This is a genomic window from Anaerosporobacter sp. (assembly GCF_965301125.1).
In genome coordinates, this window is the sequence record NZ_CBDLAM010000007.1 from 1 (window position 1) to 20,718 (window position 20,718).

Annotated in this window: 19 protein-coding genes and 1 riboswitch; of the genes, 17 read left to right on the plus strand and 2 right to left on the minus strand. The window is 36.9% G+C overall.

Annotation, left to right across the window (positions count from 1 at the left end; translation table 11 throughout):
* A partial coding sequence (locus ACW2QF_RS01415) for an oxidoreductase (RefSeq protein ID WP_455714205.1) occupies positions 1–877 on the minus strand: 877 nt, incomplete at its 3' end.
* Between the two features lie 343 nt (positions 878–1,220).
* Here ACW2QF_RS01415 and ACW2QF_RS01420 point away from each other — a divergent pair.
* Positions 1,221–1,874 carry a deoxynucleoside kinase gene (locus tag ACW2QF_RS01420; RefSeq protein ID WP_455714206.1) on the plus strand — a complete coding sequence of 218 codons (654 nt, stop codon included), beginning with the start codon at positions 1,221–1,223 and terminating at the stop codon, positions 1,872–1,874.
* Between the two features lie 123 nt (positions 1,875–1,997).
* Positions 1,998–2,083, plus strand: a riboswitch (NiCo riboswitch).
* Positions 2,084–2,184: 101 nt separating this feature from the next.
* A complete protein-coding gene (locus tag ACW2QF_RS01425; protein ID WP_455714207.1) occupies positions 2,185–3,420 on the plus strand; it encodes a cation diffusion facilitator family transporter in 1,236 nt (411 codons plus the stop codon).
* A 24-nt stretch (positions 3,421–3,444) separates the two neighbouring features.
* On the opposite strand, the gene ACW2QF_RS01430 is transcribed toward ACW2QF_RS01425, so the two are convergent.
* Positions 3,445–4,257 (minus strand): alpha/beta fold hydrolase, encoded by an 813-nt coding sequence (locus ACW2QF_RS01430; RefSeq protein WP_455714208.1) that lies wholly within the window; start codon positions 4,255–4,257, stop codon positions 3,445–3,447.
* Between the two features lie 304 nt (positions 4,258–4,561).
* Between ACW2QF_RS01430 and ACW2QF_RS01435 the strand changes: the two genes are divergently transcribed.
* The 15 genes from ACW2QF_RS01435 (at position 4,562) to ACW2QF_RS01505 (ending at position 20,624) form a co-directional block, all read left to right on the plus strand.
* Positions 4,562–5,536, plus strand: coding sequence for a substrate-binding domain-containing protein (locus tag ACW2QF_RS01435; protein ID WP_455714209.1), 975 nt, complete (start codon positions 4,562–4,564; stop codon positions 5,534–5,536).
* Positions 5,537–6,065: 529 nt separating this feature from the next.
* Entirely contained in the window at positions 6,066–6,890 is an 825-nt protein-coding gene (nifH, locus tag ACW2QF_RS01440) for a nitrogenase iron protein (RefSeq protein ID WP_455714210.1), read from the plus strand.
* 18 nt (positions 6,891–6,908) lie between these two features.
* On the plus strand, positions 6,909–7,226 hold the full coding sequence (locus tag ACW2QF_RS01445; RefSeq protein WP_455714211.1) for a P-II family nitrogen regulator: 318 nt from the start codon (positions 6,909–6,911) through the stop codon (positions 7,224–7,226).
* Positions 7,227–7,235: 9 nt separating this feature from the next.
* On the plus strand, positions 7,236–7,607 hold the full coding sequence (locus tag ACW2QF_RS01450; protein ID WP_455714212.1) for a P-II family nitrogen regulator: 372 nt from the start codon (positions 7,236–7,238) through the stop codon (positions 7,605–7,607).
* 27 nt (positions 7,608–7,634) lie between these two features.
* On the plus strand, positions 7,635–9,212 hold the full coding sequence (anfD, locus tag ACW2QF_RS01455; protein WP_455714213.1) for a nitrogenase iron-iron protein, alpha chain: 1,578 nt from the start codon (positions 7,635–7,637) through the stop codon (positions 9,210–9,212).
* Positions 9,213–9,227: 15 nt separating this feature from the next.
* The gene (anfG, locus tag ACW2QF_RS01460; protein ID WP_455714214.1) at positions 9,228–9,578 is read left to right on the plus strand and encodes a Fe-only nitrogenase subunit delta; all 351 of its coding nucleotides are present in this window, start codon (positions 9,228–9,230) and stop codon (positions 9,576–9,578) included.
* Between the two features lie 13 nt (positions 9,579–9,591).
* A complete protein-coding gene (anfK, locus tag ACW2QF_RS01465) occupies positions 9,592–10,980 on the plus strand; it encodes a Fe-only nitrogenase subunit beta (RefSeq protein WP_455714215.1) in 1,389 nt (462 codons plus the stop codon).
* A 94-nt stretch (positions 10,981–11,074) separates the two neighbouring features.
* Entirely contained in the window at positions 11,075–12,364 is a 1,290-nt protein-coding gene (locus tag ACW2QF_RS01470; protein WP_455714216.1) for a NifB/NifX family molybdenum-iron cluster-binding protein, read from the plus strand.
* 80 nt (positions 12,365–12,444) lie between these two features.
* Positions 12,445–13,158: a type 1 glutamine amidotransferase gene (locus ACW2QF_RS01475; RefSeq protein ID WP_455714217.1), complete on the plus strand. Its 714-nt coding sequence runs from the start codon at positions 12,445–12,447 to the stop codon at positions 13,156–13,158.
* Positions 13,158–13,682, plus strand: a complete 525-nt coding sequence (locus ACW2QF_RS01480; protein WP_455714218.1) for a pyridoxamine 5'-phosphate oxidase family protein — start codon at positions 13,158–13,160, stop codon at positions 13,680–13,682. The genes ACW2QF_RS01475 and ACW2QF_RS01480 overlap by 1 nt, the downstream gene beginning before the upstream one ends.
* 38 nt (positions 13,683–13,720) lie before the next feature.
* Positions 13,721–14,677 carry a hypothetical protein gene (locus ACW2QF_RS01485; protein WP_455714219.1) on the plus strand — a complete coding sequence of 319 codons (957 nt, stop codon included), beginning with the start codon at positions 13,721–13,723 and terminating at the stop codon, positions 14,675–14,677.
* Positions 14,678–15,027: 350 nt separating this feature from the next.
* Positions 15,028–15,639, plus strand: coding sequence for a Fe-only nitrogenase accessory AnfO family protein (locus tag ACW2QF_RS01490; protein ID WP_455714220.1), 612 nt, complete (start codon positions 15,028–15,030; stop codon positions 15,637–15,639).
* 145 nt (positions 15,640–15,784) lie between these two features.
* The gene (gene zupT / locus ACW2QF_RS01495; protein WP_455714221.1) at positions 15,785–16,591 is read left to right on the plus strand and encodes a zinc transporter ZupT; all 807 of its coding nucleotides are present in this window, start codon (positions 15,785–15,787) and stop codon (positions 16,589–16,591) included.
* Between the two features lie 204 nt (positions 16,592–16,795).
* Positions 16,796–19,156: an ABC transporter ATP-binding protein/permease gene (locus ACW2QF_RS01500; protein ID WP_455714222.1), complete on the plus strand. Its 2,361-nt coding sequence runs from the start codon at positions 16,796–16,798 to the stop codon at positions 19,154–19,156.
* A 205-nt stretch (positions 19,157–19,361) separates the two neighbouring features.
* On the plus strand, positions 19,362–20,624 hold the full coding sequence (locus ACW2QF_RS01505) for a collagen-binding domain-containing protein (RefSeq protein ID WP_455714223.1): 1,263 nt from the start codon (positions 19,362–19,364) through the stop codon (positions 20,622–20,624).
* Positions 20,625–20,718: the final 94 nt, after the last annotated feature.

Below are 20,718 nucleotides of genomic sequence, written 5' to 3' on the forward strand. Positions count from 1 at the left end.
GTTCAGGATCATCTAATCTTCCAACTGCTATTACAGGAACATTAAGTGCTTCTTTGATTTTTCTTGCAAGGGGTATTTGATAACCTGAATGTGAACCAGGAGCTCCTCCAGATCCCATATGTCCTTCTCCACCAGAGGATACATGAAAGATATCGACACCTGCTTTATAAAATTCATTACAAAATTGAATACTCTCTTCAATGCCATAACCATCTTTTACGTATTCCTTTGCTGAAATACGCATCATTAAAGGCATGTCTTTGGGCATTTCTTCTTTCGCTGCTCTAATAATCTCTTTTGCAAATAAATTCTTATCTTTACCGTATTTATCTTCTCGTTTATTTGTTAATGGAGAAATAAATTCATGAATCAAATAGCCATGAGCACCATGAAGTTCAATGGTGTCGACACCAGCTTTTAGTGCACGTTGAATTGACTTTCTAAACTTTTCGACCATATCTTCCACTTCTTCAGTAGTTAAAGCACGTGGAGTCTTATAATTTTCATCAAATGGTATGGCAGAAGGAGCAACAGGTACTTTGGCATCTTCTGCTTTTCGACCTGCATGAGCAATTTGAATACCTACTTTTGCTCCTTGTTCATGAATCGCATCCACAATTCTTCTCAAGGCAGGAATTTGGTCATCTGTCCATAAACCTAAATCATAATCTGAAATTCTACCATCTGGTTCAACGTCTGTCATTTCAATTATAATTAAGCCAGTACCACCTACAGCTCGACTGACATAATGCAAAAAGTGCCAATCTGTAGCTATGCCATCTTTCTTATCAACAGAATATTGGCACATGGGTGGCATAACAATCCTATTTTTTAGTTCAAGATTTTTCAATTTATATGAATCAAATAAATGTTTCATTTTAGTACTCCTTTTCTACAATAATAGCTGGTTTTATGAACTATTTATTGTGCTGAATATAAAACTATATGTATGCTACATAGTATAATTTACCATTTGCGCTTGTTAAAGTAAATAGGCAGATTACGGTAGAAGAGATGTATATCCATTATAGTATTGTTCTAGATTGAAAACACAATATAATGGTGAAAACAGTTGACATGATACAATATATTGTATATATTGAATAAAGTAATAGATTTTACAACATAATACAACATAAGGTAAGAAGCATTTGTATTGAATAGATTTTATTAAATGGAGAAACCTAAGGAGGATGTTCGTGTATAAGGAGTTTTTTAACATGATTAAAAAAAATAAGCCCAATGAAACAATTGTTATAGATGCTGTTGTCGGTGCCGGAAAGACGTCGTATATGGAGATGTTATCAGAAGAGATGAAGGTACCTTGTTTTCAAGAGCCTGTACAGGAGAATCCTTTATTGGACAAGTTCTATTATGATAGAAAGAGATATGCCTTTCCGCTTCAGATATACTTTCTCAATCGAAGATTTGAGATGCTGAAACAGGCCGCCGAAGCGGGAGAAGCAAGACTCATGGATCGAAGTATCTATGGTGATATGATATTTGCTAAATTGCTCTATGAAGAGGGGGATATGGAGAAGGATGAATTTATATTATATCAAGATCTTTTGACCAATATGCTAGATCATGTAGAGGCGCCTAAACTTATGATTTATCTTAAAATTGATACGGATACCGCAATAGAGCGCATTAAGAAAAGAGGGCGTGACTATGAGCAGATAGTTGAAAGAGATTACTGGGAGAATCTTAATAAGGAATACGAGGATTACTTCTCAGAATATAATCTTTCACCACTTTTAGTTATTGAGGCTGCAAAGTATGATATTGTAGGAAGTTTGAAGGACAGAGAGGAGGTACTTCAAATAATTCAACAAAAAATTATCGAAGTAGATGATTCTTCTCAAAATCTGTAGAGATAGTATGTCTGTTAAGGAATAATTAGAGGCCTTAAAGAATAGTTAATTTGAAGTTGCTGTTGACATATATATTTTGTTATAATATTATAAACAAAACACTCTTTGCACTGCATATAATCTACAGTACAGACTGAACAGGCGATGGAATTTCCATGAAGCCGGGCCTCATAATGGCAGCAGGTGAATGCAACATCTGTGGGACAGTAGTTTACTAATTGTTCCATGGATGTTTTTTGTTTTATGGAATAAACATATCCCAATATGTACGTAGCATAGAATTATCTTCAGTAAAACGGAGGCAACTATCATGAAACAAAACAATCAAAAATTGAACCAACAGATAGACAATAATTTATTGGAGAAATCTCGTATAACGGAATTTTTCCTTCGTTTATTGATAAAGAACAACCATGATATTCAGGAAACCCAATTGCGATCAGCCGTAGGTAAGCTGTCTGGTTTGGTGGGCATTGTATGTAATCTGTTGCTTGCTGGGAGTAAATTTGTTGTGGGAATTCTAGCAGCATCTGTTTCAATTACTGCGGATGCACTGAACAACCTTTCTGATGCAGCAAGCTCAATCGTCACCTTGGTTGGTTTCAAGTTAGCTGAGAAACCTGCTGATGCAGATCATCCCTATGGTCATGCTCGGTTTGAGTATTTATCAGGTCTTGGAGTAGCAGTGATGATTATCCTCATTGGTTTTGAATTGGCCAAGAGTTCGGTGGGAAAGATACTGAATCCAACTGCTGTGGAATTTTCTATTGTTACCGCTTGTGTTTTGTTAGGTTCTATATTGGTAAAGATGTGCCTTTTCCTTTTTAATCGTAAAATGGGTAAGATGATTCATTCGACTGCTTTGCTTGCTACTGCTGAAGACAGTCGAAATGACGTAATTACTACGAGTGCTGTTTTGGTTGCAGCAGTGGTAGAATATTTTACAACTTGGCAGATTGATGGATTTATGGGTTTGGCAGTTGCTCTGTTCATACTTTATAGTGGTGTTAACCTTGCAAAGGAGACAATCTCGCCATTGTTAGGTGAGGGTGCAAACCCAGAGTTGCAGGAGCAGATTACAGAGTACATTACCTCTTGTCCTAAGGTTTTGGGGTGTCATGATCTAATGGTTCATGACTACGGACCTGGCCAACGGTTTGCTAGTATCCATGTGGAAATGGATAAAGATGAAAATGCTCTGGTTTGCCATGAACTGATTGATAATATGGAGCGGGAATGTTACAAAAGCTACGGCGTTCATTTGGTAATTCACTATGATCCTGTGGTCACCAACAATCCGGAAATAGAACGGTTGTACCATTTGGTGACAGCAATTTTGAAAGTCAAGGATGAACGGATGTCCATCCACGATTTTCGAATGGTTCCTGGCGAGGAACACACCAATTTGATTTTTGACGTTGCCTTTCCGACAGAACTGCGAGGACAAGAGAATACCATTAAGTCTGCATTGGAGAAGGCACTTAATGATTTAGGAGAAGGCACATATTATACGGTTATTACCTTTGATCCCACATCCTTTCATTAAGGATGTGGGGTAAGTATTAATAAGTCATCCTACAAATTGCGTCAATTCCCAATTAAATTTATCCAGTTCATCATAGAACAATCCGTGGCCACTGTTCTCAAATGTTATCAGTTTCGAGTTCCTAATTCCCTGATTTTGTATAACACCCAACTCATACGGAACAACTTGATCATGAATACCATGCATAATTAACGTTGGAACATGTATCTTTGGAAGATCATTAAATAATTCTTCTGAAATCCAATCTTTAGAAATAGCAATCGTTGCATAGCTAGCCGCCTGCAATCCCATTTGGAAGAGCCAATCGGAAAGTGGCGGTGACACTTGCTTATAGAAGAATATTTTACCGAAGTTTTCTAACATTTCAGGACGGTCATTATATGCTCCCTGAATAAAAACGTTTTCTATGTCCTCTGCTTTCTGCCCGTAAGGAAAGTTTGGACGCTGTATAAGGCTAGGTGCGGCGGAAGCACAAAGCACAAGTTTTGAGACACCAAAACCGTTATGTCGCGCCATGTACCGGATAGCAATAGCTCCGGATGTAGAGTGTCCTAACAAGGTAACATTATTTAAATTCAGGGTTTTGATAACCTGTAATACATCATCTGCTAAGCTGTCGTAATTGTAGCCACTCCAAGGCTTATCTGAATTACCGAATCCTCTCATGTCAATACCTATACAACGATATCCCATATGTGGCAGAATATTATATTGATATTCAAATAGTCTGTAATTGGCAGGCCAACCATGAAGAAAAATAATTGTTTTATCACCTGACGGATTAATATCGTTTACATATAGCCTAACACCTGGTTCTACCATAATCATTGATTCCATTATACAACCTCACTTATTATATTTTTGCATCTTTATTGTCAATTGATATTCATTCTATTTATTATATTAAATATGTCTAACCATGATGTTATGGATTTAGAAAATAAATTGTTTTTTGGCCATTAGATGAGATTGTTGGTAACCAATTGCTGTATTGAGCGCACTATATATACTGCTTGTCAGAGCTATTGTATTATGTTATTATATGGATGCTTGGGATAGACGAATAGAAACAATACAAAACGAATAGTAAGCGTGCATAATTATGAGTAAAATGATATAAAATGGAGTGGAGGCTGTCTGTATGGATAATGATCTTCTAAATGCTCAAGAAGTTGCTGATATATTGAAGATTTCAAGAAATACGGTTTATGAATTGATAAAGCGTGGGGAGCTGAATTCCTCAAAAGTCGGTAAACAAGTAAGAATAAGCCGTAGTGAAGTGGAGGCTTATCTGAATGGTGGGAGCAGTCCGACAATGTTTAATACAAAAGATTTCGTGGCAGGGAATAATCCACATCCTAAATTGATTAAGAAACCGTCCTATACCCATGTTGTTGATGAAAATATCAGAGGCAATGAATTTATTATATGCGGTCAGGATATATCCCTGGATTTACTGGCTAATTATTTGAGTATATATGTAGAGACCCTTCAGATATATAGGTCTCACCTTGCCAGTTACAATGGAATCTATGCTTTGTATCAAGGACGCGTCAACGTTGCAACTGCGCATCTTTGGGATGGGGAGCTTGATGAATATAATATATCGTATGTTAGAAAAATGATGCCTGGAATTTCTCCTTTAATTATACGAATAGGAAAGCGTAGGCATGGATTTTATGTACAGAAGGGCAATCCCAAAGGAATTGTCGGTTGGTCTGATTTAAAAAGGACGGATATCTCCATTGTAAATAGAGAAAAAGGTAGTGGAACTAGAGTTTTGTTAGATGAAAAATTACGTCTTATGGGAGTGATAGGTGATTATATTGAAGGCTATCACCATGAATGTAAATCACACCTTGCGGTTGCAAGCATAATATCACACGGAGAAGCTGATATTGGAATAGGAAGCGAAACTGGAATGATGAACGTGAGTGGAGTGGATTTTATCCCGCTTCAAATGGAATGCTATGACCTTATTATGCGTCTGTCGGATGCCGATAAGCAACCTTATAAGCAGATTATGGAGATACTAACTTCCGATGCATTTAAAATGGATTTACAGAGCTTTGGACGATATGACACATCAGAAACAGGAAAAATTATTTGGAAGTAGGAAATCTCCTTTTGGTATGGTAGAAGTGTAATTCTTGAGTAGTTAAATTTACTTAAGTAATTACACTTATTTTTATATAAAAAAATAAATCATCTACATGTTAATCTTATATTTTGTTATATATATGTTCTTGAAAATTTGAGTAAATTCTAGAACGTCTAACATATCAATTACAATCACTGTGTGATAAACGTGAATAAATGTGACAACAGGGAAATGAAAAGTAAATATATTACATAAAACGAATAAATTATCAGAAATGTTTATGCTAAAATTACATTGACGGTTAAAACCAGACAGGATATAGTATCATTATTAATACAAACAAGATATGACAAACAGAACAAAACAAGATAATATTGAACGAATAAATAAAACAAACAAGACGAAACAATACAAAACGACAAAGTTACGAGTAATTCAATAATGTTAGTAGAATAACAAAGAGGTTATTATATTAATTTCGATTAATATAATGCCTTTTTTTTATACATCAATATAATACAAAAATTTTAAGGAGGATTTAATCATGAGAAAACTAGCGTTTTATGGTAAGGGCGGTATTGGTAAGTCAACGACACAGCAAAACACAGCAGCAGCAATGGCACACTATTATGATCAGAAGATTTTTATTCATGGATGTGATCCTAAGGCTGATTCAACACGTCTCATCTTAGGAGGAAAGCCACAAGAAACCCTGATGGATGTTCTTCGTGAAGAAGGAGCTGAAAAGGTAACGAATGATAAGGTTATAAAGAATGGTTTTCGCGACATTAGATGTGTTGAATCTGGCGGACCAGAACCTGGAGTAGGTTGTGCTGGACGTGGAGTTATTACAGCAATCGATTTGATGGAAACGAATGGGGCCTATACAGATGATTTGGATTTTGTATTTTATGATGTACTAGGAGATGTTGTTTGTGGTGGTTTTGCAATGCCGATCAGAGATGGTAAGGCGCAGGAAGTTTATATTGTAGCTTCAGGTGAGATGATGGCAATTTATGCTGCTAATAACATCTGTAAGGGACTTTTAAAGTATGCAAAGCAAAGTGGTGTACGCCTTGGAGGTATTATCTGCAATAGCCGTAAGGTTGATCGTGAGAAAGAATTTCTTGAAGAGTTTACGGCAGCCATTGGCACACAGATGATTCATTTTGTACCAAGAGATAATATTGTGCAAATAGCGGAGTTTAATAAAAAGACTGTAGTTGATTATGATGCAACTACAAATCAGGCAAAAGAATATGGTGAGCTGGCACACAAGATTATTGAAAACACGAATTTGGTTATTCCGAAACCACTTACAATGGATGAACTTGAAACAATGGTAGTTAAATATGGTATAACCGACTAATTGAAAGGAGCAATTCCTATGAAAATGTTAAAAGCAATTGTACGTCCCGAAGTTGCAGATGAAATTGCAGATTCACTTTCAGAAGCAGGGTTTAACTCAATGACAAAGATCAATGCATTTGGTCGTGGAAAACAGCAAGGTATTATGATTGGTGCGGTCCGCTATGATGAACTTCCCAAAACAATTCTGATGCTTGTAGTCACGGATGAAGATGTTGAAGAAATACTAAAGTTGATCAAATACAAGGCTTATACCGGTAATTTTGGAGATGGTAAGATATTCATTACCTCAGTAGACAGAGCGCTTACGGTTAGAACCGGAGCAGAAGAATTGTAGGTGAAGATTATGAAAGAAATTATTGCAATCATAAGACCTAGAAAAGTAAGTGCAACAAAAGAGGCTTTGGTTAAGCTTGGTTATCCAAGCTTGACCGCCATACCTGTACTTGGTCGCGGTAAGCAAAAAGGGCTGGAGGGCGAAGTTAATATTGAATATAGATCAGGTATTCTTGAGCAGAACAAACATGGCGGAATGAAATACATCCCAAAGCGATATCTATCAATTGTAATACCTGATGATGAAGTAGATGTAGTACTAGATGCAATTATTAAAGTGAATCAGACAGGTCAGATTGGTGATGGAAAAACTTTTGTATGTCCCGTAGAGGATGCAATTCGTATCAGAACGGATGAACAAGGAGTAGATGCGTTAAATTAATCATCATTAGAAAGAGGAGGTTAAAATATGCCATATCATTTGTTTAAATGTAGTGAATGTATACCGGAGAGAGAAAAGCATGCTGTAATCAAAGGACCCGGTGAAACACTGTCGGATGCTTTGCCTCTAGGATATTTAAACACGATCCCTGGATCGATATCAGAGAGAGGCTGTGCCTATTGTGGTGCGAAGCATGTAATCGGAACACCGATGAAAGATGTTATACATATGAGCCATGGGCCGATAGGTTGTACCTATGATACTTGGCAGACGAAAAGATATATCAGTGATAATGATAACTTCCAATTAAAGTATACTTATGCTACTGATATGAAAGAGTCACATATCGTATTTGGTGCAGAAAAACTTCTAAAGAAAAACATCATTGAAGCTTTTAATGCATTTCCTAATATAAAGAGAATGACAATCTACCAGACCTGTGCATCTGCATTAATCGGTGATGATATCAATGCGATTGCAGCAGAAGTCATGGAAGAAATGCCTGATGTTGATATCTTTGTATGTAATTCTCCCGGATTTGGAGGTCCGAGTCAGTCGGGAGGCCATCATAAGATTAATATTGCATGGATTAATCAAAAGGTTGGAACCGTTGAGCCGGAGATTACCAGTGACTATGTAATCAATTATGTAGGCGAGTACAATATCCAGGGTGATCAAGAGGTTATGCAGGATTACTTTAAGAGAATGGGAATTCAGGTACTGTCTACATTTACGGGTAATGGAACCTATGATGGATTACGTGCAATGCATAAAGCACATTTGAATGTTTTAGAGTGTGCAAGGTCTGCAGAGTATATATGTAATGAATTGAGAGTAAGGTATGGAATACCACGTCTTGATATCGACGGGTTTGGATTCGAGCCTCTTAGCGGTTCCCTTAGAAAGATAGCGATGTTCTTTGGTATCGAGGATCGTGCGGAGGCAATTATTAAAGAAGAGACCGATAGATGGAAACCGGAGCTAGATTGGTATAAGGAAAGACTGAAGGGCAAAAAGGTTTGCCTGTGGCCAGGTGGTTCTAAACTGTGGCATTGGGCCAACGTAATTCATGAGGAAATGGGTGTTGAAGTAGTTTCGGTTTATACCAAATTCGGGCACCAGGGAGACATGGAGAAGGGAATCTCAAGATGTGAGGAAGGTGCTCTTGCAATTGATGATCCGAATGAACTTGAAGGTATGGAAGCTATGGATATGCTACAGCCAGACATCATCTTTACTGGAAAGAGACCGGGTGAAGTAGCTAAGAAAATTCGTGTACCGTATCTGAATGCACATGCATATCATAATGGACCTTGGAAGGGATATGAAGGTTGGGTAAGATTCGCACGTGATGTTTATAATGGTATCTACTCACCAATACATCAGCTAGCCCTCTTAGACATCAGCAAGGATGAGATATCTACGGATAAGGGCTTTATGACACAGAGACTGATTTCCGATGTAGGCTTAAGTGATGAGATAAAGAACTCGACTGTACTTAGAGAATATACAGGAGATTACGATGCACTAAAGAGGATAAAAGAAAGAGAGTATCCGGAATTCTCCAGAAAGAGTGATCTTGTTGGAGAGCTCTCAGCAATATAATGGAGGTGAAGTGTAATGGATGATTTAACGAAGGAGAGAGTTGAGTTATTACTTGATTTTATCATGAAGAAATGCCTGTGGCAGTTCCATTCCAGGGCATGGGACAGAGAAAGACAGAATGAAAACATCATTCAGAAAACGACGCAGATATTGTGTGGAGAACCTGTTGAAAATGATACTCCGGAACAAAAATGTTATTTTGTTGATGCAGCTTATTTGGCGGAAAATTATAAAAATAGATTTCCATGGGTATCTGAAATAGATAAAGTAGACTTAAAAAATATTATGCAGGGTTTAAGGGAACGCTTGGATTATTTGCTTATATCAGGCTCATTGAATGCAGAACTTACCGACCCGCATTATTAGAAGGAGGAATTATATGTACTGTGATGTGAAAAATAAAGAGCGTGCGGGAGTAATTAATCCCATATTTACCTGTCAGCCCTGTGGTGTTCAATATGCCAGCATCGGAATTAAAGATTGTATTGGAATCGTTCATGGTGGTCAAGGTTGCGTAATGTTTGTAAGATTATTATTTTCACAACATTTTAAAGAAAGTTTTGAGATTGCTTCCTCCTCCCTCCATGAAGATGGTGCAGTATTTGGTGCACTGAACAGAGTTGAAGAAGCAGTAGATGTTCTTCTTATGAGATATCCAGATGTAAAAGTAATCCCAATCATCTCAACTTGTTCTACTGAGGTTATCGGTGATGATATTGATGGTGTTGTTAGAAAATTGAATAAAGGACTTTTAAAAGAAAAGTATGCAGGACGTGAGGTGCACTTAATACCGATTCATTCACCTAGCTTTGTGGGGAGTATGGTATCTGGTTATGATATTGCTGTTAAAGAGTTTGTGGCATACTTTGCAAAGAAAGACATACCATCGGATAGGATTAATTTGATAACAGGCTGGGTTAATCCTGGAGATGTAACAGAACTAAAACATCTACTGACAGAAATGCAGATTGAAGCAAATGTACTTTTTGAGATAGAAGCATTTGATTCTCCACTTATGCCAAGCGGTAATTATGTATCGCATGGAGAAACTACTATCGAAGATTTAAGGGATACGGCGAATGCAAAAGCTACGTTTGCCCTAAATAATTACGAGGGTGGAAAGGCAGCAGGGTATCTAGAGAATGAATTTGAAATTCCTGCGATTATTGGACCGACACCAATTGGTATCAGAAATACGGATGCATTCTTAAAGAAACTCAGCGATGTTACAGGTAAGCCTATTCCAGAATCCTTGGTTTATGAGAGAGGAATCGCCCTTGATGCAATTACAGATGTAACGCATATGTTTCTGGCGGATAAGAAGGTGGCAATCTACGGAAATCCTGATCTTGTAATTGGTCTTGCACAGTTTTGTCTGGATATGGAGATGAAACCAGTGCTATTGCTACTGGGTGATGATAACTCCAAGTATAAAACGGATCCTCGGATCTTAGAATTTCAGGAAAAGTTGGATTATAAAATGGAAGTTATAATGAATGCAGATTTATGGGAATTAGAAAACCGAATTAAAAATGAAGGCCTGGAAGTTGATATGATTATGGGGCATTCCAAAGGTAGATATATTTCCATTGATTACAACATCCCAATGGTAAGAGTTGGATTTCCGGTATATGACAGAGCAGGTATGTATCGTCACCCGATTGTTGGATATAAGGGAGCCATGCTTTTAGCAGAAGAGATTGCGAACACCTGGTTTGCAGATATGGAGTATAAGCATAATAGAGAACCAATTCTAAATGTGTGGTAAGTATCAAATAAAATAATAACTGTGGCTACCTATTTGGGAAAACTTATGATATATTGTAAGATATTACATATCGCATAAGTGAGGGGGTAAAGCAATGAATAACAGTAATACTTCTAATTCCAGTTATAACAACAAACGTGTTTGCAGACATCCTTGCTTTAATAACTATGATTTTCATAATGCTATCATACATTTACCGATAGCATCGGAAAGTAACATCAATTCTAATTATAGTTTACACCAAAGCATTTGCTCAGGTGATGTATGTTCGGATGCTGTAAACACAGTACTTACCCCTTATGAGGCAATGGAAAGATTACTGGAGGCTAAGAAAAGTATGCCAAACCTTACAGTTGCGGCAATTGCGGGACCGGGCGAAGCATTAGCTAATTTTGAAGTGCTAAAGGAATCCGCTAGACTTATTCGACAGACATCTCCTGAGACACTACTTTGTCTATCCACCAATGGGTTGATGCTTCCGGTATATGCTAACCATCTTATTTCGTTGGGTTTTAATTATGTTACGGTCACAGTGAATACGATTAGTCCAGAGATAGGAGCCAATATCTACAACTATATAACCTATCTAGGACATAGATACTACGGTGTCGAAGGCGCTAATATACTACTTCAGAATCAGATTTCTGGTATTAGTTATCTTGCATCCATGGGGATTTCAGTAAGAATGAACATAGAGGTGGTGAAAGGAATCAATGATTCTGAGATAAAAGAAATTGTTTATGCGGCTAAGGAATGTGGCTGCAAAATGACGAATATCCTCCAAAAAGTCACAAGTGGTGAAGGTAATCCAAGTGGCTTGGAAGCTTACACTGGTGATGGACTGAGTGATCTTAGAAAAGAATGTGAATCTATTCTTCCACAATCTTATTATTGTAAACCATGCAATTCTACAACCATGGAAACACTAAATAGCAGAATACCGATAGAGTTTAATGAACATGGTAATGGTTCAAATGCGACTAAAATTGAAACGGATTCGGTTAGCTATCGATTTGCAGTATGTTCTAAGAATGGTAAACTCATTGATCAGCATTTTGGGCAAGCAACTAAATTCTATATCTATGATTATAAGGATGATGTCGTAAATTTTGTTGAGACTAGACAAACGGAACAGTATTGCCATGGAAGCATGGAAGAGAAGGCGGCAGGAAGAATTTATCAGTTGATAAAAACAATTGAAGATTGCAATTGTGTAATATGTATGAAAATTGGAGCATGCCCATCCGATGCGTTAAAAGAGAAGGATATTGATATTTATATTACCTATAACTTGATTGAAGAAGGATTAAAAGAAGCTGTACTTAGACTTTATACTAATTCATCTATAGATGATTCATATAGGGTTTCAATATCATATGATTAAACTTTACAATAATGGAACAACACCGAATTTACAAGACAAATTTATATAATAATTGAAAGATGAGAAAGGTTGGGACTTATATGAAAATCCATTATTTACAACATATAGCTTTTGAAAATCCAGGGAGTATACTTTCCTGGGCGAAGGAAAATCAGTATCCCATTTCCGCTACTCACCTTTACAGGAACGAGACTCTGCCTGAGTTGGATGAATTCGATTGGTTGATTGTTATGGGTGGGCCCATGAACATCTATGAAGAAGAGAGCTATCCATGGTTAAGGGCAGAGAAAGAGTTTATAAAGACTGCAATTGAGAGGAAAAAGGTAGTAATCGGACTTTGCCTTGGAGCACAATTGATTGCTGATATTATTGGAGGGAGAGTAATAAGGAATCAACACAAAGAAATAGGGTGGTTTCCTATTACATTATGTGAAAATATATCTGATTATCCCGAGTTTTCTTTCTTACCTTCTTCACCGATTGTTTTTGAGTGGCATGGAGATACCTTTGTTGACCTTCCTAAGGAAGCAATCTTAATAGCAACGAATGAAGGGTGTAAGAATCAGGCGTACATATACAAAAAAAGAGTCTATGGTTTTCAATTTCACTTGGAAAATACCATGACTATTATTGAAGATCTTATCAAAAATTGCAGTGATGAGATGGTGCCTGAGAGGTTTGTACAATCTGCGGAAGTAATAACCGCACATAATGATTATATCGAACAGGATAACAAGTGGATGAAAATGTTTCTTACGAAGCTTGCAGTTATGTATGAAGAGGAGGAAATATAATGGAAGAAGTACGTTATAAGCAAAGAAATTGTTCTGATAGGCAGAAGATAGAAGCATTTCTTGAAAAGACCCGAATCGGTGTGATTGGAATGCAAGGGGAAACATATCCATATACAGTGCCGGTTAATTATATATGGCATAATGGAGGAATCTATTTTCATGGTATGGGATCGGGCAAAAAGAATGAACTTTTGATGAAAGAGCCACAAGTTAGTTTTACTGTATATGAAGAAGTTGGAACTGTTAAAGATCCGGTACCTTGTCATGCGGATACTGCTTATATGAGTGTTATGATATTCGGCTATGCCAAAAAAGTAGAGGATTATACGGAAAGTGCACAAGTACTGCAGTTGATTGTTGAGAAATATTTGCCGGGGTTTTATAAAAGTAAGATACCTTCCACTGTGGTGGAACATTATCGGTCTTCCCATGATAAAAGGTCAGTTGCTGTTTATAAAATTGAACCTGAAGAAATTACGGCAAAAGAAAATGTAGCGAAGGAGGATGAATTATTTGAATCGTAACTATAACAAGGCTTATGTAAATGAAGGAGGTTGACTCAATGATTGCTGAAATGAAATATAATTTAAAAGGAATAACTAGTTATACTACGTATCCTTCGGGTGAGATGAAGGAGTGTAAACTAGGAGAATATAACGAAATCTGCATAGGACCAAATACATTGATTCCAAGATACAAAGGTGTAGACGAGAGAAAAAAGGATAACAAAGCAGTATCATTTTATGAAAATGGTAATATTAAGAGCATTTCCCTAGAAGAGCAAACAGAAATTGCTACTTCAATCGGTACCATATCATCAGAACTTATCACCTTTTATGAAGATGGAGCTATTAACAGTTTGTTTCCGCTTAATGGACAGATTGGATTTGGCTGGTCAGAAGAAGATGAAGAGCAACTATTGAAGGAATTAGAACTTGATTTAACGTTTGCTAAGTTTCAGAAAAAGATAATCGGTCTCAGATTTTATCAGACCGGAGAAATCAAAAGTATAATTCTGTGGCCGAGGGAAAATATTGATATAGATACTCCACTAGGGTCTTACCCGGTTCGTATCGGCTTGCGAATGTATGAAAATGGGAATTTAGAATCCTTTGAACCTGCCAGAGCCGTGGTGGTACCAACACCCATTGGGGATATTGTTGCATTTGATCAAAATGCATTAGGAATGGATGCGGATAATAACTCCGTTAATTTTTACCTTGATGGTAATTTGCGTAGCATTGCTACCAATAGTGACATAGTAGTAAATAATAAAGTAACCGGAGAAAGAACAATGATATACCAACAATTGAGACTGGATATGCTGACAAATGAAATGGTAAAACTTCCAGTGAAAATTAGTTTTGAGAGTAATAGTATTACTATTGATAGCGGTGCTGAGAGTATGTCATTTGATATAAATACTTGTAAATTCCTTTTCCTGTATGATGGAAGTTATAAGGAGAAAAAATGTAGCCCTGGTAGTGACTGTTCTGGTTGTGGAGCAGCCTGTATGTAGTCTCAAGAAATTATAAAAGTTCTTGTAATCGTGTATTAATATAGTAGAAAGGCAAAACTCTAGATACTGTAGATTTACTTCTTAGCTGACGTACTATAATAAAGAAACGATAGTGAAACAACTATAGTACTTCTTAGGGTGTACAGAAAAACCTAGGAAGGCGAGGCAAGGAAGCCGAGCCAGCCTGAGATGAGGCAGGATGCCGAATCGAAGGCGGTTCCGTACCTTTTAGACGACTGTATTGTACACACTTAGAAGTACTTAGGTGTGTAGCGTGTTTCGTGTTATAGTACGTCAGCTAAGAAGCTATGAACACCTAAACAGAGTTTTGCAACCATTGGAGGGGTGTTATGGAAATAGCTGTGTTGGTTGATTCTGAAGGTAAAACATCAGGGTTTGAAAAGAATGGGAGCCTTTGTATTTATTCAAAAGAGAACGGTGCGTGGTTTGAAAAGAAGTGCATGGAACATGATTTGAAGGGTGTTATAAATGCGGATATTCTCCGTGAGAAAATAAAGGATATTTGTGATTGGCTTGAAGATTGCAAGATTCTAGTTGTAAACCGAATCAGAGGAGTCCATTATATCGGCTTTGAGGAGAGACAGGTATCAATGCTTGAGATTGAAGGAAAACCGGAACAATTTTTAGATGATATCAAAGAATGTTGGCAGCATCAGAGAACAGGTCAGAAAGTACCGCTGGAACATAATGCAATTCATGAGCAGCGACAGGGCATATTCTATACGGATTTGCGGGAGGTTATGAAAGGCAACACTTCATATAATTCAAAACAAATATTGCTACCGTTTCTTAAAAAACAGAAATTCAAAAGCCTGGAGATTATCTGTGACCATGTTCCTAAGTGGCTAGAAAAGGAAATGTTTGAATTGTCAATTATGATTTCCGTTGAAAAGTATAAAGACTGTATGAAAGTCAAAGTACATCCAGTGAAAGGTAAATAGCTATTCGTACAATATCCCTTCTACTTTCTTGCGTTTTAGTGTGACTAAGTTGCAAAAAAATAGGGTTGCCAAAAGTCAATTCTACCCTTATAATTGAGTTAGGCATAACTAACCTAAAACGAAAATACAAAAGAAAGGAAGGTGAATGATGATGAATAATGTTATATTTGCATTTGTACTTACACTGTTGGCTGGGCTTAGTACAGGAATTGGTAGTTGCATTGCTTTTATCGCTAAAAAAACGAATAAAAAATTTCTGTCAATAAGCCTTGGTTTTTCAGCAGGTGTTATGATATATGTATCTATGATAGAGATATTTTTTAAAGCGCAGGATGCATTGACTACAGAAATGGGAGAACGGGCAGGCTCATGGGTAACTGTTGTTGCATTTTTTGGAGGAATGTTTTTAATTGCCCTTATTGATAGATTGATACCTTCAGAAGAAAATCCCCATGAGGTTAAGAGTGTGGAAGCAGAAAATGAGGAAGTACCCAAAACAAACCAGCTGATGAGAATGGGGGTATTTACATCGATAGCGATTGCTGTCCACAATTTTCCGGAAGGACTTGCGACCTTTGTTTCAGCAATGCAGGATCCAGGTATTGCAATACCGATTGTTGTTGCGATTGCCATACACAACATACCAGAAGGAATTGCTGTTTCAGTGCCGATTTATCAGGCTACAGGTTCTAAGAAAAAGGCATTTTATTATTCTTTTTTATCAGGCCTAGCAGAACCTATTGGTGCTTTGGTTGGATGGCTGATTCTAATGCCTATTATGAGTGATACGGTATTTGGTATTATATTTGCAGGAGTGGCTGGAATAATGGTATTTATATCCGTAGATGAACTGCTTCCTGCTGCAAGAGAATATGGAGAACACCATCTGTCGATATATGGATTGATTGCAGGTATGATGGTAATGGCAGTTAGCTTGCTTTTATTTTTATAATATATTTTAGATTACATATTGCAAAATAAAAGGTATATCATTCACTAAAATGAGTGGTATACCTTTATTAAAGTAGAAATTTATTAAATTAATTGAACAATTCATTAAATTAATATAAACATCATTGACATATTAATGTATTGAGAATAAGATATACAAATCATAGATAAATGAAAATAGGCTAATTGTAAACGGGAGGTAGATATGTTAGAACTAAAGAACATACGCAAGGTTTACCATGTGGGTGATATGGAAACAGTAGCCCTTAATGACATCAGTGTAGCATTTAGAGAAAAGGAATTCGTAGCTATTCTAGGTACAAGTGGATCTGGAAAAACAACATGCCTAAATATTATAGGCGGGCTTGATAAATATGACTCTGGTGATCTTGTAATCAAGGGTAAGAGAACAAAAGACTTTAAAGATAATGATTGGGATGCCTATAGAAATAATTCGGTAGGTTTTATATTCCAAAGTTATAATCTTATTATGCATCTTAGTATTGTTGAAAATGTTGAACTTGGTATGACGCTAAGTGGTGTATCCAAAGAGCAGAAACATAAAAGAGCAATCGAAGTGTTAGAGCAAGTTGGACTTAAGGACCATTTGCATAAGAAACCAAATCAATTATCAGGCGGACAGATGCAAAGAGTTGCGATAGCAAGAGCACTTGCCAATGATCCGGAAATACTTTTATGTGATGAACCAACAGGTGCACTTGATACTGCCACAAGTATTCAAATTATGGATCTTATAAAGGAAGTTGCTGGGGACAGACTTGTAATTATGGTTACTCATAACCCTGATTTAGCGCAGGATTATGCAGACAGAATTATTAAATTCAAAGATGGCAATATCATAGATGATACACACCCTCATCAAGAAAGACCGAAAGAGGATCAGTTTAATCTTAAGAAAACTGCCATGAAGTTTAAAACAGCCCTAGGCTTATCTCTTAATAACTTAAAGACTAAGAAGGGAAGAACATTCTTAACTTCTTTTGCGTCAAGTATAGGTATTATAGGTATTGCAGTTATCTTAAGTTTATCATCAGGTTTTAAAGATCAGATATTACAATTCCAATCCGATGCCATGGCAGATATGCCAATCATTATTTCTCAGACAACCCAAGAGATAGATGAAGAAACGATGCAGAAGTTAGCAGATGAGCGGATGGCTGCGATGAAAGGAACAACAGAGTATGAAGATACAGACAAGGTATATCTGTATGACCCATCTGAGAATACGATGCTGCATACGAATGTTTTCACAGATGAATTTATGGAGTATCTTAATGAGATTGATCCAGAAATCTGTGGTAGCTTAGGTTATACTAGACTTGTTAATCTTAACATGGTAAGAGAAACCGATGATGGAGTGGTGCCAGTTAGTATATCTTCTTCATCTAGCAGTAATGATATGTCATCCATGATGTCATCATCTTCCATATCATTAGGTCTTTCATCATATCCGAAACAGTTAGAAGATACTGGTGAATCTTATCTTGAAAAGTGTTACGACGTATTGGCAGGTGAGTATCCAGCTAACGATAACGAAGTGGTTTTAGTAATCGATGAAAAGAACAGAATTGCACAAGGCATTATGGAAGCTTTAGGATATGACACGAAAGATGTTGAAACCATCAATCTAGATGATATAGTTGGAACAGAGATGAAAATCATTCCAAACAATGATTATTATGTAATGTCTGATATGGGTAATTATTTACCTGGTAACGATTATCAGACAATGTATGATTCTAAAAATGCTATTTCCATAAAAATCTCAGCAGTAGTAAGACAGAAATCAGATGTTACAATAGGGTTATTATCAACGGGTATTGCTTACAGTGATGATTTAGCTGGTAAACTCATTGAATTAAATAAAGACTCCGATATTGTTAAAGCGCAAAAAGACAGTGATGTTAATGTAATGTCAATGGAAAAATTTGCGGATGATAATGCTAAGTCACAATTTTTAGGGTATCTTGGTGGAACATCTATACCTTATATAATCATGGTGTATCCAGAAACATTTGAAAACAAAGATCTTGTACTTGAATATTTAGATGCATATAACGAAGACAAAGATGCAGATGATGCAATCGTTTATACAGATATGGCAGGTACTATGTCGAGTATGACAAGCGGTATTATGGATGCCATAACAATTGTATTAGTTGCATTTGCAGCAATATCATTAGTAGTAAGTTTAATTATGATCTGCATTATTACGTACACATCCGTGCTTGAAAGAACAAAGGAAATAGGGGTATTAAGAGCACTTGGTGCTAGAAAGAAAGATATTACACGTGTATTCGATGCTGAAACATTTATATTAGGTGTCTTCTCAGGTTTACTTGGTATCCTCATTGCATGGTTACTAACCTTCCCTATTAACTCCATATTATACGATATGACAGGTTTGGAAAATGTGGCAACACTTAAGCCAGAACATGCAATATTACTTGTTGTAGTTAGTACAATTTTAACAGTTTTAGGTGGACACATTCCAGCTAGAATGGCATCTAAAAAAGATGCAGTAGAAGCGTTAAGATCTGAATAAGAAGTATAGCATAAAGGTTATCTTTTTTGACTCTTTGTCTAGTATTGGGGCGTGGTGCATTGCACCAGCACCGATATTGGATTAAGAGTTTTTTTATCATAAAATTTACTCCGATTGCATAGAATCTTGCACTAACTTTTTCCACTGGAATAAAATAAAATGAGAATAAAATATGTTGCAATTCAAGCGATTTAAAGGAGTTTATATGGATAATATCAGTATTAGTGCTACAGCAATGGATAGTGCTGGATTACCTTACGATGATATAAACTGGGATGATATTGAAGGTCAGCCTTTCGGTACAGCCTCCAGATTTAATGTTATTGTATTTAATGATGCCAACAACATTATAGATATTGAAGGGCCTGTTGCTATAGGTGGAAATTTTTACAGCCCAAGAGGGTTAAGTGTTGGTTATGGCAGAGATAATAGAGAAATAGGTTTCTCACCGGATTTAGTACGATTTTTAGTTGGAGGTAATGTATCTATGACCGGACCTCTGGTTGTCATCGGTCATGTGGTTGTTGGCGGTGGATTCCGTGCAGCTAAGGGAAGCACTTATTTAATAGGAAAAGATAATACGACTGATGGTATGCAGGAACTGAAGTTTTTGTACCAAAATAGTGGAGGTAGCAAATATTGGACACCTACAGATAAAGGTGATCACTACGTAGTCCCTAGTTATGATGTACCAAGATATATACCAGCAGGAAGGATAGGTGCTAATATACCAAGATTTTTTAGCGATGCAAGGGAAAGCATCGGATACTATAAAAACTGTATTGAAAATTTAACTCCAAATGGAAGAGTGGTGGATAATAATTACGAATGGATTTTAAGAGGAAATGACCCTGTACAGAATGTATTTCTTATTGATGTTAGGCCAAATGGTTTAATCAACAAAGGAATACGTGCGGAAGTTCCAGAAGGAAGTACTGTTATTGTAAGACTGAGGACAGGAGCAAATGCTCATTTGCAATACGGTGTTTATGGGGAAAGAAATAAGGCCAATCAGACATTGTATGTGTTTGAGGATGCATCTAATATTTATATGGAAAAGTCTTCTGATATCTGGGGAAGTATACTGGCGCCACAGGCTATGTTTCATGCACATCCTACAGGCGGCCATGTAAGTGGAAATGCTGCTTTAGGAGCTTTTGCCGTAAATGCTGCAAGTGGATTTGAATTTCATTATTTTCCGTTTGTTGGAGGAGTGCAATGCCAAGCCGTAGCACCAGCCCCTGAGGTTCCAACCCCTGTAGTTCCAACTCCAGAAGTACCACAAGTATTACCAGGAAGAGAGGAACAGCCTGCTCAAGAGTGCCCAGAATGTCCGGTGCCAGAAGCCTGCCCAACATGTCCGACACCTACACCTTGCCCGGCGCCAGAAGCCTGTCCGACATGTCCGACACCTACACCTTGTCCAACACCAGAGCCATGCCCAACATGTCCAACACCGAAACCTTGACCAGTATTAAAAACATGAACTATAACTCATACAAAAAGAACAAAACCAAAATAAACAAAATTAAAAAAAAAAAAAAAATATAATAGTAAAAAAA

Coding starts and splice junctions, on each gene's coding strand:
- ACW2QF_RS01420 (WP_455714206.1), top strand. CDS start 1,221: ATGATTAAAAAAAATAAGCCCAATGAAACAATTGTTATAGATGCTGTT.
- ACW2QF_RS01425 (WP_455714207.1), top strand. CDS start 2,185: ATGAAACAAAACAATCAAAAATTGAACCAACAGATAGACAATAATTTA.
- ACW2QF_RS01430 (WP_455714208.1), bottom strand. CDS start 4,257: ATGGAATCAATGATTATGGTAGAACCAGGTGTTAGGCTATATGTAAAC.
- ACW2QF_RS01435 (WP_455714209.1), top strand. CDS start 4,562: ATGGATAATGATCTTCTAAATGCTCAAGAAGTTGCTGATATATTGAAG.
- nifH (WP_455714210.1), top strand. CDS start 6,066: ATGAGAAAACTAGCGTTTTATGGTAAGGGCGGTATTGGTAAGTCAACG.
- ACW2QF_RS01445 (WP_455714211.1), top strand. CDS start 6,909: ATGAAAATGTTAAAAGCAATTGTACGTCCCGAAGTTGCAGATGAAATT.
- ACW2QF_RS01450 (WP_455714212.1), top strand. CDS start 7,236: ATGAAAGAAATTATTGCAATCATAAGACCTAGAAAAGTAAGTGCAACA.
- anfD (WP_455714213.1), top strand. CDS start 7,635: ATGCCATATCATTTGTTTAAATGTAGTGAATGTATACCGGAGAGAGAA.
- anfG (WP_455714214.1), top strand. CDS start 9,228: ATGGATGATTTAACGAAGGAGAGAGTTGAGTTATTACTTGATTTTATC.
- anfK (WP_455714215.1), top strand. CDS start 9,592: ATGTACTGTGATGTGAAAAATAAAGAGCGTGCGGGAGTAATTAATCCC.
- ACW2QF_RS01470 (WP_455714216.1), top strand. CDS start 11,075: ATGAATAACAGTAATACTTCTAATTCCAGTTATAACAACAAACGTGTT.
- ACW2QF_RS01475 (WP_455714217.1), top strand. CDS start 12,445: ATGAAAATCCATTATTTACAACATATAGCTTTTGAAAATCCAGGGAGT.
- ACW2QF_RS01480 (WP_455714218.1), top strand. CDS start 13,158: ATGGAAGAAGTACGTTATAAGCAAAGAAATTGTTCTGATAGGCAGAAG.
- ACW2QF_RS01485 (WP_455714219.1), top strand. CDS start 13,721: ATGATTGCTGAAATGAAATATAATTTAAAAGGAATAACTAGTTATACT.
- ACW2QF_RS01490 (WP_455714220.1), top strand. CDS start 15,028: ATGGAAATAGCTGTGTTGGTTGATTCTGAAGGTAAAACATCAGGGTTT.
- zupT (WP_455714221.1), top strand. CDS start 15,785: ATGATGATGAATAATGTTATATTTGCATTTGTACTTACACTGTTGGCT.
- ACW2QF_RS01500 (WP_455714222.1), top strand. CDS start 16,796: ATGTTAGAACTAAAGAACATACGCAAGGTTTACCATGTGGGTGATATG.
- ACW2QF_RS01505 (WP_455714223.1), top strand. CDS start 19,362: ATGGATAATATCAGTATTAGTGCTACAGCAATGGATAGTGCTGGATTA.